This window comes from Algoriphagus winogradskyi (assembly GCF_900182815.1).
GTDB lineage: Bacteria > Bacteroidota > Bacteroidia > Cytophagales > Cyclobacteriaceae > Algoriphagus > Algoriphagus winogradskyi.
The window spans coordinates 575,079-590,747 of sequence record NZ_FXUA01000003.1 but is presented as its reverse complement, the minus strand read 5'-3'; the positions used below and the strand labels follow the sequence as shown (position 1 = coordinate 590,747).

14 protein-coding genes are annotated in these 15,669 nt (G+C 40.2%); 6 read left to right on the top strand and 8 right to left on the bottom strand.

Features of this window, described 5'->3' with window-relative positions; translation table 11 throughout:
• Positions 1 to 165 precede the first annotated feature (165 nt).
• The 6 genes from QOL76_RS10955 to QOL76_RS10930 all read right to left on the bottom strand — a co-directional run bounded on the left by QOL76_RS10955 (position 166) and on the right by QOL76_RS10930 (position 5,390).
• Complete coding sequence (locus QOL76_RS10955; RefSeq protein ID WP_116116491.1) at positions 166 to 327, bottom strand: Lacal_2735 family protein; 162 nt, start codon at positions 325 to 327, stop codon at positions 166 to 168.
• A 46-nt stretch (positions 328 to 373) separates the two neighbouring features.
• Positions 374 to 1,969 carry a toxin-antitoxin system YwqK family antitoxin gene (locus tag QOL76_RS10950; protein WP_283413001.1) on the bottom strand — a complete coding sequence of 532 codons (1,596 nt, stop codon included), beginning with the start codon at positions 1,967 to 1,969 and terminating at the stop codon, positions 374 to 376.
• Positions 1,970 to 2,054: 85 nt separating this feature from the next.
• A complete protein-coding gene (locus tag QOL76_RS10945) occupies positions 2,055 to 2,618 on the bottom strand; it encodes a hypothetical protein (RefSeq protein ID WP_283413000.1) in 564 nt (187 codons plus the stop codon).
• Positions 2,619 to 3,617, bottom strand: coding sequence for a 3-oxoacyl-ACP synthase III family protein (locus QOL76_RS10940; RefSeq protein ID WP_283412999.1), 999 nt, complete (start codon positions 3,615 to 3,617; stop codon positions 2,619 to 2,621).
• An 85-nt stretch (positions 3,618 to 3,702) separates the two neighbouring features.
• On the bottom strand, positions 3,703 to 4,401 hold the full coding sequence (locus QOL76_RS10935; RefSeq protein ID WP_283412998.1) for an SOS response-associated peptidase: 699 nt from the start codon (positions 4,399 to 4,401) through the stop codon (positions 3,703 to 3,705).
• A gap of 29 nt (positions 4,402 to 4,430) precedes the next feature.
• Positions 4,431 to 5,390 carry a YheT family hydrolase gene (locus tag QOL76_RS10930; protein WP_283412997.1) on the bottom strand — a complete coding sequence of 320 codons (960 nt, stop codon included), beginning with the start codon at positions 5,388 to 5,390 and terminating at the stop codon, positions 4,431 to 4,433.
• 121 nt (positions 5,391 to 5,511) lie between these two features.
• On the opposite strand from QOL76_RS10930, the gene QOL76_RS10925 reads away from it, so the two are divergent.
• The 4 genes from QOL76_RS10925 to QOL76_RS10910 all read left to right on the top strand — a co-directional run bounded on the left by QOL76_RS10925 (position 5,512) and on the right by QOL76_RS10910 (position 10,124).
• A complete protein-coding gene (locus QOL76_RS10925) occupies positions 5,512 to 7,152 on the top strand; it encodes a pyruvate dehydrogenase complex dihydrolipoamide acetyltransferase (RefSeq protein WP_283412996.1) in 1,641 nt (546 codons plus the stop codon).
• Between the two features lie 93 nt (positions 7,153 to 7,245).
• On the top strand, positions 7,246 to 7,788 hold the full coding sequence (gene hslV / locus QOL76_RS10920; protein ID WP_283412995.1) for an ATP-dependent protease subunit HslV: 543 nt from the start codon (positions 7,246 to 7,248) through the stop codon (positions 7,786 to 7,788).
• A gap of 347 nt (positions 7,789 to 8,135) precedes the next feature.
• Entirely contained in the window at positions 8,136 to 8,801 is a 666-nt protein-coding gene (locus QOL76_RS10915) for a TetR/AcrR family transcriptional regulator (RefSeq protein WP_283412994.1), read from the top strand.
• A gap of 3 nt (positions 8,802 to 8,804) precedes the next feature.
• Positions 8,805 to 10,124, top strand: a complete 1,320-nt coding sequence (locus QOL76_RS10910) for an ABC1 kinase family protein (protein WP_283412993.1) — start codon at positions 8,805 to 8,807, stop codon at positions 10,122 to 10,124.
• Between the two features lie 36 nt (positions 10,125 to 10,160).
• On the opposite strand, the gene QOL76_RS10905 is transcribed toward QOL76_RS10910, so the two are convergent.
• Positions 10,161 to 11,360 carry a PQQ-dependent sugar dehydrogenase gene (locus QOL76_RS10905; protein WP_283412992.1) on the bottom strand — a complete coding sequence of 400 codons (1,200 nt, stop codon included), beginning with the start codon at positions 11,358 to 11,360 and terminating at the stop codon, positions 10,161 to 10,163.
• Positions 11,361 to 11,453: 93 nt separating this feature from the next.
• On the opposite strand from QOL76_RS10905, the gene QOL76_RS10900 reads away from it, so the two are divergent.
• Together QOL76_RS10900 and QOL76_RS10895 are read left to right on the top strand one after the other, a co-directional pair.
• Positions 11,454 to 13,382, top strand: a complete 1,929-nt coding sequence (locus QOL76_RS10900) for an ABC-F family ATP-binding cassette domain-containing protein (protein WP_283412991.1) — start codon at positions 11,454 to 11,456, stop codon at positions 13,380 to 13,382.
• Between the two features lie 40 nt (positions 13,383 to 13,422).
• Entirely contained in the window at positions 13,423 to 14,700 is a 1,278-nt protein-coding gene (locus QOL76_RS10895; protein WP_283412990.1) for a type IX secretion system plug protein, read from the top strand.
• Between the two features lie 36 nt (positions 14,701 to 14,736).
• Here the strand turns inward: QOL76_RS10895 and cas6 are convergent, their stop codons facing one another.
• On the bottom strand, positions 14,737 to 15,627 hold the full coding sequence (gene cas6, locus QOL76_RS10890; protein WP_283412989.1) for a CRISPR-associated endoribonuclease Cas6: 891 nt from the start codon (positions 15,625 to 15,627) through the stop codon (positions 14,737 to 14,739).
• Between the last annotated feature and the right edge of the window lie 42 nt (positions 15,628 to 15,669).

The window sequence follows — 15,669 nt, the reverse complement described above, 5'->3', positions numbered from 1 at the left end:
TAAAAAGCTTAATGTTTTTCGTCCGTAGCTCAATCACCCTTAAATAAACTAGTAGTTAAAAAAAATCCTACTGGACTAGGTTAAATAGTGATTGAATGTAATCCTAATTATTTGAAATTCAAAATACTGTGTCTGAAAAGTAGCAGAGTTGGTTTGAAATACTTTTTATAATAAGTCAATTTTTTTTGCTATTTCTTCAGCCTCTGCTGCCAAACGATCAGCTTCCTTTCTATTTACTTGTGATGCTTTGTGCACTTCAGCTAGTTTTTTTGAGTATGCTTCTTGTAATTTTTCTTTCTCTGATTTCTTGTTAAATAATCCGAACATGATGGGTTTTATTAAAGAAACTCTGAATTTTCAACAATGTTTTCCATTAGTTGAAATTGATCAAATTACTCAATGACTCTTCCTCTATCTCATCATTTTTGTAATTGATTAAATCCTCTAATCGTCCAGCAGGATTATAGTATCTCCAAGGCCCTTCCTTTTTACCATCTTTCATTTGACCTTCAGAGGCTTTTCTGCCATTTTCGTGGTAAAATAGCCAAGTACCCGCTGCTTTTCCGGCAATGTAATTCCCCTCAGATTCCTTCTTCCCATTCACATAATAGGTGATTCTTGTCCCGTTTCCATCCTTCAATGTTCCTTTGTTTAAGTTCTCCGTTCCATCATAGGATTTGTATTCGCTGATATTCATTAGACGGCCATTGTCCCAAAACTCTTCTTGGGTAAGTTGCTTATTGTCATAAAATAGCCCCCAAATACCATTTTCGAATCCTATGTTATAGCTTCCTACGGATTTCAGCTGCCCCCCATCGTAATAATAAACCCACTGTCCATTTTCAAGGCCTAAGCTGTATTCACCTTCAGCCACCAGTATTCCGATTTTATTGAAATATTTCCAAAGTCCAGTTTTTAAGTCATTTCTATATTCTCCAATGGAATAAATTTCGCCATCAGGAAAGAAGCTCTTCCAAACACCTGTTTTCATTCCATTTTGATATTGTCCAGATACTGATATTTGACCTGAACTATGGTATTCTACATAGTCACCTACTGGAACGCCTAAGTCGTATGTTTTTCGTTTAGCAATCTCCTTATTAGGAAAGTATTCTTCCCAGGTACCTACCGCAATTCCATTCTCGTACTTCTCAATTCTAGCAAGTCGTTGGTTTTCATAGTAATACTTCCATGTTCCAATACGATTCCCATTTTCGTCGTAAAATTCCTCTGATTCTTTTGATTTGGTTCCTGTGAAGTAGCGTGTCCATTCGCCTACTTTTTTTCCATTCTTATAATTTCCTTCCTCTACTACTAGATTTGGATAGGTGAGTCTTTTGAATGCGCCATCTAATTGTCCTCCTTTATATAAACCTTCGGTAATCAGTACACCTTCTGGATCGTATTCCAAGTAGGGGCCTTCTTTTAGTCCATTTACATAAAATTCTCTTGTAGCTACCTCACCAAAATCATAGTATTGCACCCACTGACCTGTTTTTTTGCTGTTTTCATACTGGCCTTCCAGAGAAACTTGAGTTGCATCAATGTATTCTGGTACTCCCGTTCTTCCGAAATACTCTACGTATTTCCCGACAATTACAGAATCTTTAAAAATCATTTCTTTTTTCAATGCTCCATCTGCGTCATATAATTTAGATGGACCAAAGAGAATCCCGTCTTTATATTCTGCTACTACTTTTTTTCTACCATCGCTATAAAAGCTGGTCCATAGCCCTTCCCTTTTCCCATTTTTAAAAGTTCCTTCAGTAAGAAGTGTGTTAGTTTTAGGATTGTAATATTTCCACAATCCCTCCCGCATTGAATTAGTAACTATACCTGTAGCCATTAGCGTAGAGTCGGAATTATACTGCCGGACCATAGCGCTTTCTTGGGCCAATACTGGCGTGGTGAAAAGGATTATTGCGATTAGGAGGTATTTCATATGGTTTTTATTTCGTCTAGATTTCATGGGTTAGGTGAAATCTTACAAAAGGATAATCTGATTAGTTTACGAAGGATCTTCAATCCTGTTTAAAAATAAGTTAATTCCAGCTTTATCCCATTTTTTCCGAGAGTAAGTAATTCAGATTTTTTAGTTCATTCAATATTCTCGTCTTAATTTCTGAGGCAGACCTAATAGGAATTGGTTTGTGCCATTGGTAAAACGAAGAATTTGCTAATTCATTCTCCGTGGGCGTAATAGTAGCTGCGAAATTCAATAGAATTTCAGGATAATCCCATGGTGTTTGTGATAAATCAAACATCCAATTCTCGCTTCTCAGTTGATTTAAGGGTGCTTTTGGATGCTCTTTTCCTATCAAAACAAACAGGAAAACACCATGTCCAAACCAATTTAGCAGACGAATGTTTAGACCGTTATCTTGATCAAAATCTCTAATCAAATCCAAAACTTGGTATGGAAATCCTACTAGGTCATTTCCTTTGGATAATTTTACTCCGCGACTGCGAGAATGAATTTTAACAAGGTCTTCCGAGTCCACGGCGTTTCCGATCTCAGAAAGGATATCCCAGAATTTAGCTTTTAACTTATTTTGGCGAGGGATTACCTCTCGGTCAAGCCAAAGCTCCAAATCTATTTCATTCGGATTTTCTGCCATTTACCATTGTAGTATTGCAGAGGCCCATGTGAACCCAGACCCAAAGGCGGCAAGACAAATCAAATCTCCCTCCTTGATTTTTCCCTGCTCCCAAGCTTCGCTAAGCGCAATTGGGATAGTGGCCGCCGTAGTGTTTCCTTTGTCCATGATATTGTTAAATACCTTTTCGTCAGGCAGTCCCAGCTGCTTTTGTATGTACTGGCTGATACGGAGATTGGCTTGGTGAGGAACCAGTAAATCTATAGCTGATTGATCCAATTGATTTGCATCGAGTGCTTCCTTGATCACTTCCATGAATCTCACTACTGCATGCTTGAAAACTGCATTTCCATTCATTTTAAGGAAAAAACTTCCTGACTCGATCAACTCGGGAGAAATCCTAACCTCACGACTACTTCCAGGATCTTTGCAATAAAGTTCCTCAGCATGTTCGCCTTGGGAGTGTAGATGTGTACTTAGAATTCCAAGCCGATCCGCTTCTGCAGCTCCTAGAACTGCAGCGCCGGCTCCATCCGCGAAAATGACTGAACTGGAGCGGCCTTCGTCGCTTTTGTCCAGAGCTGAAGACTGGATTTCAGCTCCTACCACCAAGATCTTTTTGTACATACCAGTTTTGATAAACTGATCTGCTATGGAAAGTGCATAGATAAATCCAGAACAGGCGTTTCGGATATCCAGAGCTCCAATGGTCCCCATACCTAGCTCACGTTGAAGCAAAACACCATTTCCAGGAATGAAATAATCTGGAGTAATAGTGGCAAAAACAATGAAATCAATTTCTGATGCCTGCACTCCAGCTCTTTTCAGAGCCATTTCTGAAGCATGTTTTGACATGCTGGTGACAGTGTCTACACCAGGTGTAAACCAGTGGCGAGATTCTATACCCGTTCGTTCGACGATCCACTCATTGTTAGTGTTCATCATCTCAGAAAGCTCATGATTAGTTACACTTCGCTCTGGTACATAGTGACCGACTCCTAAAATCCTAGATTTTTGCATGTCAATTTGGGTTATTCATGAAATTGAATGACAATATCGCGAGATCAATTTACTCTAGCAAAAGCGACAAGGACTAGCGGTAGAATTAACCGAAGAGTGTATAATTCCCATGTTGGTCCATAGGAGAGGTTTTGCGGATGACTGCAGGGCTATCATTCTGAACAGAATTCACTAAAGGTGAAACTGTAAAGCCTAACATGTGGTCCGCTGAATAAGGTTTTAACATAGTTATAAGTTCTTCTTCTGCGGCGTAGCTATCCAGCCATTTTTTTTCGGCATCTCTGTCTAAGATGACTGGCATTCTATCATGAATATCAGAGACAACGGAATTAGGAGTAGTAGTAAGAATCAAAAAAGTATGCTGACTTTCTCCATTCGTAGACTCATATTCCTCCCATATTCCTGCAAAAGAAAAAAGCTCACCTTCACGCAGGGTGAATCGGTAGGGGACAGAAGTTTTCTTCCCAAGTCGCTTCCATTCGTAAAATCCATCAGCAGGAATAATACATCTACGCTGTCTGAAGGCTGTTTTGAAAGAAATTTTCTCATTTACAGTCTCAGCTTTTGCATTAATTAGCTTCTGAGCTACAGGTCTGTTTTTGCCAAATTCCGGAGTGATTCCCCAGTAGAAATAAGAAAATCCTTTTGGGCTCTGCGAGGTGATTACAGGTACAAGTTGTGTAGGAGCGATGTTATACCTAGGTTTTAGATCAGTTAGCATTTCTGCTTTGAATCTCTCTTCAAGTTCTTCTTTACTTTTGCTTAGGGAATATCGTCCACACATAATGTTATATCGCTGTAATTGGCAGGAAGTTAGATAACAGCGCTTATAAATTCAACTGCTCTTTGCTCCGAATAATAAGGTTTTGATGAGTTTTCAGGAGAAAAACCCACATGACCTCCGTGTTTTGGGAATTCAAAATACACCTGATCAAGTGATTTGGCAAGGCTTGTCGGAAAGCATTTTTCACTTAGAAAAGGGTCATTTAGTGCATTTAAGACAAATGTGGGTACTTTGATCTGATCTAGAAAGTAGAGAGAAGAATTCACTTCATAGTATTCTTCAGCATCAGCAAAGCCGTGAAGCGGGCCGGTAAAAAAATCATCAAAATCAGCCAAAGTTTTAATATTTCTTAGGGTTTCTACAGGGATTTGACCCGGATGAGTAGCAGATTTATCGATAACTTTCTTTTTTAGGCTTCGCAAAAAGCGTTTGGAATACAAGGTGTTTTCCATTTCAGATATTTTTCGTGAGGAACTTCCTAAATGCAGAGGTACAGAGATAGCTACTCCTTTATGAAGTTTTGGTATAGTGTCACCTTTTTCTCCTAAGTATTTTAATGTCAGATTTCCGCCAAGACTAAACCCAATTAAGTTTATTTCTTCATAAGCAGTAATTGCATGCTGGACCACCAAATCCAAATCGTAAGTAGCACCAGAGTGGTAGAAAATCACTTGCTTATTCATTTCGTCACTACAGCTTCGAAAATTCCAGGTTAGCACATCGTAGCCTTTTCCCATAAAGGTATTGACCATTCCAAGCATGTAAGCTCTGGTGCTATTGCCTTCTAAACCATGACTGATGATGACTAATTTTGACTTGTTTTGTCGGTACCAATCCAGATCCAGAAAGTCACCGTCTGAAGTATTGATTCTCTCCTTAAAGGGTGGAGGAGCGGTTACTTTCCTGAAAAGAGAAGGGTAAATTGTTTCTAAGTGTCCGTTAAACAACCACTTAGGCCTGGTGTAGGTGCTATGTTCTAGTAATGGCATATCAGGGGGCTAAGGTTTGATAGCTGAAATGCTTGGGGAAATTACTAGTTTTAAATTTGATTAAAGCCATTATAAAAACTATTTTTGGACACTTTAAAAACGAATTAGCGCGGAATTACCTATGGCCGAAATAATAAGAATGCCTAAAATGAGCGACACCATGGAAGAAGGTGTGATCGCTGCATGGTTGAAAAAAGTTGGAGATTCAGTAAAGCCAGGTGATATTCTGGCTGAAGTGGAGACTGACAAAGCAACGATGGAGCTGGAATCCTACGACGAGGGTGTGCTTTTATATATTGGAGTTAAAGAAAAAGATGCAGTGCCTGTGAATGGCGTAATAGCTGTTATCGGAGAGAAAGGTGAAGATTATCAGCACCTACTTGATGGTGGAGATGCACCTGCGGAAAAGAAAACTGAAGAAGCTCCAAAGGCTGAAGAGAAAAAAGCTGAACCTGCAAAGTCTGAAGCTCCGGCTGAGAAAATTGATACTTCAAACATCAATGCGATTGTAATCACAATGCCTAAGATGTCTGATACCATGCAAGAGGGAACTATTGCAACTTGGTTGAAGAAAGTAGGGGATGATGTGAAGTCAGGTGAAATCATCGCAGAAGTAGAAACAGATAAAGCAACAATGGAACTGGAGTCATATGATGACGGAACCTTGCTATATATAGGTGTGGAAGCTGGAGACTCAGTACCAGTTGATGGAGTGATCGCTGTGATCGGTGAAAAAGGTGCTGATTTCGAAACACTTTTGAAAGCTCAAAAATCCGAATCTTCTGAAGCACCAGTTGAAACTAAAGCTGAATCGGCCCCAGAAACCAAAAAAGAAGAAGCTCCTAAAGCTTCATCATCACCAGCTGCGAGCAGTGCTCCTGCGACTAATGCTGAGGGCGATAGATTAAAAGCATCTCCTTTGGCTAAGAAAATGGCTGAGGACAAAGGAATAGATATACGCACGGTAAGTGGCTCTGGCGAAGGCGGAAGGGTTGTAAAAAGAGACGTTGAGAATTTTGTTCCTGCGGCTGCTCCACAAGGAGGCGAAGCTGTTGGAACTGCTGCTCCTGGTCTTGGAGTAGAAAGCTTCAAGGAAGAGAAAGTTTCTCAAATGAGAAAAGTGATTGCAAAGAGACTTGCTGAAAGCAAGTTTGGTGCTCCACACTTCTACGTGACCATGGAAATCAACATGGACAAAGCAATTGAAGCTAGAAAAAGCATGAATGAAATTGCTCCAGTGAAGATTTCCTTTAACGATATGGTGATCAAGGCAACTGCGGCAGCTTTGCGTCAGCATCCTAAAGTAAACTCTAGCTGGCTAGGAGATAAGATCAGATACAATGACCATATTCATATCGGTATGGCAGTAGCTGTGGAAGAAGGTCTTTTGGTTCCAGTGATTAGATTTGCAGATAGCCTGTCACTTTCTCAGATTTCTACACAGGCGAAAAGCCTAGGTGGAAAAGCTAAGAATAAAGAACTACAGCCTAAGGATTGGGAAGGAAATACCTTCACTATTTCCAACTTAGGAATGTTCGGGGTGGATGAATTCACTGCAATTATTAACCCACCAGATGCATGTATACTTGCAGTTGGTGGCATCAAGGAAACGGTAGTAGTGAAAGATGGCCAAATGCAAGTGGGTAATGTGATGAAGGTAACTTTGTCCTGTGACCACAGAGTGGTAGATGGTTCCGTTGGAGCTGCATTCTTGATTACTTTGAAAAGCTTACTTGAAGATCCAGTCAGAATACTGGTATAAGGAAATAGATTAACTGCCAAAAAGTCCTGATTTCAGGACTTTTTGCTTTTTGTACGTTTATTGGTAAGTAACGAGCACACAATAACCACAGACATGACAAAAATTAAATCAACAACCGTAGTTGCGATCAGACATAATGGAGAAGTAGTAATAGGAGCTGATGGTCAGGCAACTTTAGGAAATACTGTAGCTAAGAGCAGCGTAAAAAAATTGAGAGTATTGCAAGGCGGCAAGATTGTAACTGGTTTTGCAGGTTCTACGGCGGATGCATTTACACTTTTAGAGAAGTTCGAGGAAAAACTCGGAGCTTTTGGGAATAATATGAAGCGCTCAGCTGTGGAACTGGCAAAAGAATGGAGAACAGATCGCATGCTTTCCAAGTTGGAGGCAATGATGATCGTAGCTGACGCCGATGATATTCTGATTATTTCCGGAAATGGCGATGTAATCGAGCCGGATATGGAAATAGCCACTATTGGATCAGGAAGCATGTATGCACAGTCTGCAGCTAGAGCGATGAAGCAGTTTGCACCGCACATGACAGCAGAGGAGATGGTAAGAGAAAGCCTGAATATTGCAGCTGATATCTGTATTTATACGAACCATAACTTAGTTATTGAAAAGGTTTCTGGCTAAAGCTAAGTAAAGAAATGAGTATCAAACCGAAGCTAATCACTTCGGTTTTTTTTATTTTTTTAGCCACAGAGTACACGGAGGATTACACAGAGGGGGCATATCTTTTAATATTATTTAATTTAAGATTGGGCTGAAAGCCCAAAATATCAAAGCCTAGCCTGTAGGGCTGGGGTCAATGAAATTGTATACGTGATTGAGCTCCGAAAGAGCGGAATAGGTATTAAATTTTTTACTGTAGTATGTGCCGCATAGACCACTATATAGGTGGTGGCCTCATAAATGTTTTTCAGCTTTTTCTAAACCTGTTGTACCTCTTGACTGTTACTGATTAGTATAAAAGAAATACTATGGAAACTACCACTGTTAAGAAGACAACCAAGAAAGATTATAGAAAGCTGATTTTGGAAGGCTTTAAAAACCATGTGCTTGAGCATGGTGAATTACCCAAGTCAGTTTTCAAGTTTGCAAAGGATTTAAAAATGAAGGAGGAGGATTTCTATACCTACTTCACCTCATTTGAAGCGATAAAATCTACAATTCTGGTAGATATTTTTGATGAGACTTTAGCTGATATCGAAAAGCAGGGAGTATTTGAAGCGTATTCAGCTCGGGAGAAATTTTTGAGCTTTCTGTTTACGTGGATTGAAGTCTTGAAGAAAAACAGATCGTATTTGCTGAGTTTATACGAAAGTAAGGCGAAGTCTTTTGTCACGTTGCCGAAGGAATCAGCTGAATTCAAAGAGAAGTTTAAAGCTTTTGCCAGTGAGATAATTCTCGAGGGAAAGGAAACCGAAGAAATCGCATCTCGTCCCGTTATTTCAGATCGATATGATGAAGCGCTCTGGATTCAGGTTGGGTTTGTATTCCGGTATTGGTTGGATGATAGATCTCCGAGATTTGAGAAAACCGATGCTGCAATAGAAAAATCAGTGAATCTGGCTTTTGATCTTATGGGAAAAAGTGCACTTGACTCTTTTATTGACTTCGCAAAATTCATGTATCAGTCTAAATAAGCCATGACAGACAACTTAAATGAGCAGCAGGCAATCCCTGTCTCAAAAGTGCAGCGTGCTGCGAAATTCATCTCTACTGGAGCAAAAGTAGGCGGCAATTACGTGAAGCATTACGCCAAGAAAATGGTGAACCCTAGTATGGATAGGGAAGAACTTCACCAGAATAATGCAACGGATATTTACTCTTCACTCAGTCAGCTGAAAGGATCTGCGTTGAAAGTAGCCCAGATGATGTCAATGGATAAGAATCTCTTGCCAAGAGCTTATCAGGATAAATTTACAATGGCTCAATATTCGGCCCCTCCGTTGTCTTATCCGCTGGTGGTAAAAACTTTCCAAAAGTATTTTAGCAAGAGTCCAGAACAGATCTTCGATTCCTTTACACGTTCTGCAGTGAATGCCGCATCGATCGGGCAAGTGCATCAGGCAACCTTAGGTGAGAAGACTTTGGCTGTAAAGATCCAATATCCTGGAATAGCCGATTCAGTGAGTTCTGATTTGAAGTTGGTTCGTCCATTCGCTTTGCGCCTGCTGAATATGAATGAGCGGGAGCTTGATCATTACATGGAGGAAGTAGAGGAAAAGCTTCTGGAGGAAACTGATTATGTCTTGGAAGTCAAGCGTTCCAGAGAGATTTCGGGTGAGTGCTCGCACATTTCAAATCTGAAATTCCCTAAGTATTACGACGAATTGAGTGCAGAACGGATCATCACGATGGATTGGATCGAAGGAAAGCATATGAAAGAATGGCTGGAAACAAAACCAAGTCAGCAATCCAGAAATCAGATCGGACAGGCACTTTGGGATTTTTATCATCATCAGGTGCATAATCTTCAGCAAGTACACGCCGATCCGCATCCTGGGAATTTTATCATTCAGGAAAACGATCAGCTGGGTATCATTGATTTTGGTTGTGTAAAAGTGATTCCAGACGATTTTTATCAGGGTTATTTTGCGTTGATCAAAAAGGAGCTCCAACTCAATGCTGAAGAATTGGATAAGGTATTCTTTGATCTGGAATTTATCACAGATAAAGACTCTCCGGAGGAGCAAGTGTACTTTAAATCTGTGTTTAAAGAAATGATTTCCCTGTTAGGAAAGCCTTTTCACTCAGAGACTTTCGACTTCTCGGATGATAGTTTCTTTCAGAAAATTTTCGAACTGGGCGATCGGATTTCTAACGATAAGATGTTCAAGAAGTCTAATCAGGCTCGGGGTTCTAGACATGGGCTGTATGTGAACAGAACCTATTTTGGATTGTATAATCTACTGAATCAGCTTCAGGCTGAAGTGGTGACGACTAAGCCTGAATGGTTGAAGTAATAAAAAAGGGAAGCAATCGCTTCCCTTTTTTGTGAGTTATTTTGCTGAGTAGGTGACCCTATAAATTACTCCTGCCATATCATCGGATATTAACAAACTACCATCTTTTAATTCCTGAACATCCACTGGACGACCCCATGCTTCCTGAGCTTCCTCATCCAGCCATCCGGTTGCAAAATCTTGTTCACCAGATGCCGTTGAACCATCAACATTCAAAGATGTCAATACATAACCTGATTTTTTGCTTCTATTCCAAGAACCGTGTTTGGCAACAATTACTTTGTTTTTGTATTCCGCAGGAAACATATTCCCTTCATAAAATCTTAACCCTAGTGGAGCGACGTGAGCACCCATTTTGGCGGCAGGAGCTATATAATCACTTGCAGGACCTCCTTTGTCGCCAAACTCTGGGTCTTTCACTGTTCCCTCGTGCCAGTATGGATAACCGAAATGCTGCCCAGATTCAGTGACATGGTTCAACTCACAATTAGGAATGTCGTCTCCCATCATGTCACGACCATTGTCAGTAAACCACATATCGCCCGTCTTCGGATCCCAGTCAAATCCTACGGAATTTCTCACGCCATGAACATATACTTCTGGAGTAGGATTTGGAGAATTGACATCCAATCTGGTTATAGTTGCGAAAATTTCATCCTCTGACTCACAAATATTGCATGGAGCTCCAACTGGAATATATAGCATGCCATCAGGTCCAAAGTCTATGAATTTCCATCCGTGATGAGTTTCTGTGGGATATTCATCATAGACAACCTCAAAATTTGGTGCATTTAAATTGTTTAAAATGTCTTTAAAACGGATAATTCTACTCACTTCAGCTACATAAAGATCATCATCTTTGTATGCCACTCCATTTGGCATTTGCAGGCCCTCTGCTACTATGAATTTGGTGTCGGCTTTTCCGTCACCATCTTCATCAATGACCGCATACACATTACCTTCTTGCCTGCTTCCTACGAATACAACCCCTTCTTCAGAGATTGCCATCTCTCTTGCATTCGGAATTTCAGCTGCCCATACATCGATTTTAAAATTCTCAGGCAACTTGATTCTGTCAAGTTGTACCTCTGCTTTTGCGTTGCTTATGTCAATTTTATTTGCACTATTTGGCGTTTTAAAACTCTGAGCTTCAGCTTTCTGATTTTGTTCACAACCAAAAGAGAATAAGGTGATTCCTATTGCTAGGAGAGTTGAATATTTAGATTGATAGTACATAATTGGAAATTTCTTTGATATAGTAAGTTAAGAAACATTCAGAATGTTTGGGAATGAAAAGGTTATAAGCGGGTTAATGGTTAATTTTGCGCCATGTTATCGATTTCCAATCTCTCTTACTTCATCGGAGGGCGCCCGCTCTACGAAAATGCCAATTTGCATATCAAACCAAAGGACAAAATTGGACTTGTAGGTCAAAATGGTACAGGTAAATCCACGCTGTTGAAAATTATCAACGGTGACTATCAGCCGAGTTCTGGAGAAGTTCAAAAGGCAAAGGATTGTACTATAGGGTTTTTGAATCAGGATTTACTTTCATACCAGTCAGACGATAGTATTTTGAATGTGGCCTTGGCTGCGTTCAAGGAAACATTGGCACTCCAAGATGAGATCGATGAAATCTTGAAAAAGATGGAAACGGATTATTCCGATGAGATGATCAATAGATTGGCATTTCTTCAGGAAAGATTTGAGGCGAATGAAGGCTATACAATCAAAGCTAAGGCAGAGGAAGTACTGGAAGGAATTGGTTTCAAGTCTGCAGATTTGAACAAACCGCTCAGGACTTTTTCGGGAGGATGGAGAATGCGTGTGATGCTTGCTAAGCTTTTGCTTGAAAAACCTTCCTTACTCATGCTGGATGAGCCTACCAACCACTTGGATCTCCCTTCTATCGAATGGGTAGAAAACTACATGAAGAACTATGAGGGTGCAGTGATTGTCGTTTCCCACGATCAGACTTTTTTGGATAATTGCATTAGTAGTACTGTGGAAGTGGCGAGTAATACGCTGACGCTTTATGCTGGAAATTATTCTTTTTATAAGGCTGAGAAAGTGGAGCGGATGGAGATTCAGCAGAATGCCTACGAAAATCAGCAGCAGATGATCAAGCAGACGGAGAAGTTCATCGAGCGTTTCCGTGCCAAAGCGACTAAATCCAACCAAGTTCAGTCTAGAATCAAAGCTTTGGATAGATTGGATCGTGTGCATGAGGTGGTGAGTGATGAGGTTTCTGTGAATTTTAAATTCAAGTTCTCAAAGCAATCAGGTCGGGATGTGATCACTTTGGATAACATTTCGAAGGCATACGGAGATAATGTTATTCTGAAAAATACTACTGCTAGAATCGAGCGAGGTGATAAAATTGCTTTGATCGGAGCGAATGGTAAGGGGAAATCAACTTTGCTCAGAATCATTGATGGTTCTGAAAAAGATATAAAAGGAAGAACTGAAGGCTATAATGTCATCAAATCTTTCTTTGCGCAGCATCAATTGGAAGCATTGACCCTGGATAATGAGATTTTGCAGGAAATGGCTCAGGCCGGAAGCGCAAAATCCGAGATGGAGCTTCGTGGAGTTTTAGGATGCTTTTTATTCACTAATGAGGAAGTATTCAAAAAGATCAAAGTGCTTTCCGGAGGGGAAAAGTCGAGAGTTGCGCTAGCGAAAACTTTGATCTCAGAATCTAACTTCCTACTTCTTGATGAGCCTACTAACCACCTGGATTTTCAGTCGGTGAATATTTTGATTCAGGCACTTCAGCAATATGAGGGGACATTTGTAACCGTATCTCACGATAGACATTTTATTAGAGGTGTGGCAAATAAGATTTGGTACATAGAGAATCATGAGATCAAGGAATACTTGGGCACTTATGCGGAATATGAGGCTTGGCGAGAAAAGCAAGCGCCTGTACCTGTGCAGGCCGTCCAAAAGCCAGAGAAAAAAGAACAGCCAAAAGCGAAGGCTCCTGTTAATAACCCTGAGGCGCAACAAGCCAAAAAAGACTTGAGAAAACTGGAGGAAGAATTGGAGCGAGTTGAAAAGGAGGTGGAAAAGTTGGAGGAGAAAAAGTTGGGTTTGGAGCGTAAAATGGCTGACCCGGATCTATACTCCAGAGAAGAGGAAGCTCAGGAAGTTCAAGAAAACTATCAAGGGATTCAAGCTAATCTCAAAGAATCAAATGAGAAATGGGAGGTTTTGGTAGACAAAATTTCCAACCTTCAGGAAGTCCTTTCTTAGTAAATTTTAGATTTGGTCTTCATTTTGCCTATTTTTCAGAATGAAGACCAAATCCCTTTTTTTAAGTTTTTTATTTAGCATATCAGCTGTTTTCCACCTTTTTGCGCAGCAACTGGAGGATAAAGTATACAAAGACCACATTCAATCAGTTCGTTTGTTTCCGGCGGGCGAGACTTTTGATGCTTCGATTGATGCACCAGTAATCCCTTTGAGATCAGAAAAGCCATTGGTTTTACTATTTGATGATTTAGCCTTTGATCCTGAATTGTACACTGCCAAATTGATTCATTGCGATGCAGATTGGCAGAAGTCACAGTTGAAAGACAACGACTTTTCGCCCACCTTCAACGAGTTTAACATTCAGGATTACGAGTATTCGGTTAATACGAGGATCCCATATATTCATTACCGATTTGAACTTCCCCGAGTCACAAAATCTGGAAATTATATAATTAAAGTTTACCGGCAACGCGACGAGTCAGATGTGATTCTGACCAAGCGATTCATGATTTACGAGGAGACTTTCCGAGTAGGAGCATCCATTGTCCCGCCTTCTCAAACAGCAGCTCGAAATACATCTCAACAGATCAATGTGGTGGTGAATTATTCGGCAGGGGAGGTTACCAATCCAGATGGCCAGATAAAAGTTCTCATTCGCCAAAATCAACGATGGGACAATGCGAAATTTTTGGCTAAGCCAACCTTTATGAATGAGAGTTCCAAAGTTTTGAGGTACGAGTCATTTGACGGAGGGAATACTTTTGATGCGGGTAATGAATTCCGCTTCGTTGACTTGAGATTCATCAGGGCTAATGGGGTAAACATAGCTAATATGCGAGTAGAGCCGGATGTGATTTTTGCAGACGGAAATATCAATAAGCCTCGTCCAGAAACTGCATACTCTCAGTATTTGGATCTGAATGGCCAATATATAATTGAAACGAAAGATCGACCGGGCGGAAATCCTGAAATAGAAAGTGAATACATGCTGATGACTTTTAGATTGGCTATCGCTGAAGATTCTGACCCAGTTTACTTATTAGGTTCACTGACAAATTGGGGAAAAGCGCCTGAAGCAAAAATGGAATGGGATCCAAAAATGAGTGTTTACACTACCTCCCTTTTAGTGAAACAAGGATGGTATGATTACCAATATGCCTATTTGAGAAATGGAGCATTTGACACAAAGCCCTTTGAAGGCAGTTATTTTGAAACTGAAAATGAATATGAAGTATTGGTTTATTTTAGAAACTTAGGGTCACGTTACGATCAGCTGGTGGGCTATATTTATCTACACCCAAATCGCCGCAGGCTCTAAAAGAAAAATCCCTTCCGAAATACGGAAGGGATTTTTTTATGATTCTTCAGAAGTTGATTCTTTGTCTTCATCTGCAGGTGGTGCGACATTCTCGCGAACGCGCTCACTTGGCTTGTAAGGCACAAAACCTTCTCTTTTGAATTTGTATGTTGTAGTTCTCGGACCAGCTGGATGATTAGCCAAATCTAGCATTCCAAAACCTTTGTGAGTAAACGCTCCTAGACCACATTTGAACACGAAGTCCTGAACTTCAGGAGCAGCATATAAGGTGATTGGAAGCGTGTATCCTCTCACTTCATATTTTACATCCATGTCGTAAACGGCATAGATTCTAGCAAATTTCTTCTGAGCTTCCTTAAGTTTATTCACATAAACCATATCAGGAACTACCTGGAATTTGTAGAAGGTTTCCATTTGCTCAGGAGTGTACCAGCCAGATCTTTCCATTCTGGTAAGCGTAGATTCGTAAAGTAAATCGGAGAACTCATCGCTATCCGGACTAATGAAGCGCTTACCTGCTTCCTCGTTGAAGGCAGGAGTGATCAATACCAATGGGGAAATACAAACAAACTTGTTTGATGTCTCCAAAACTGGTTCAACTTCAATTTCAGTGTACTCAGGGACCATAATTAGGTTGCCAAGTTCGATTTTTGGGGTGGCAAAAACCTGCTCTAGCAGATAGTCCATGAAGTCTTCACTTTGTGAAGATAATACTAGGGTTACTAAACTGGAATAGTAGTGCAATCCACTTCTACTTACTTTAGTCTGGCCTTTCAGACCGGAGAAATTGAAGTAGTTATAGTTGTAAAACTCTTCTCTTCCACCTTTCACAATAAGTCCTTTAAGGAATTGTGCCAGAATATACTGGTGGTGAAAAGGCAGGTAAGAACCCTTGTTTTTTAGGGAAAATATTAGTCTAACTCTCACGGTAAATTAAAAATAAAATGAGACAATAAATAAGATAAAATT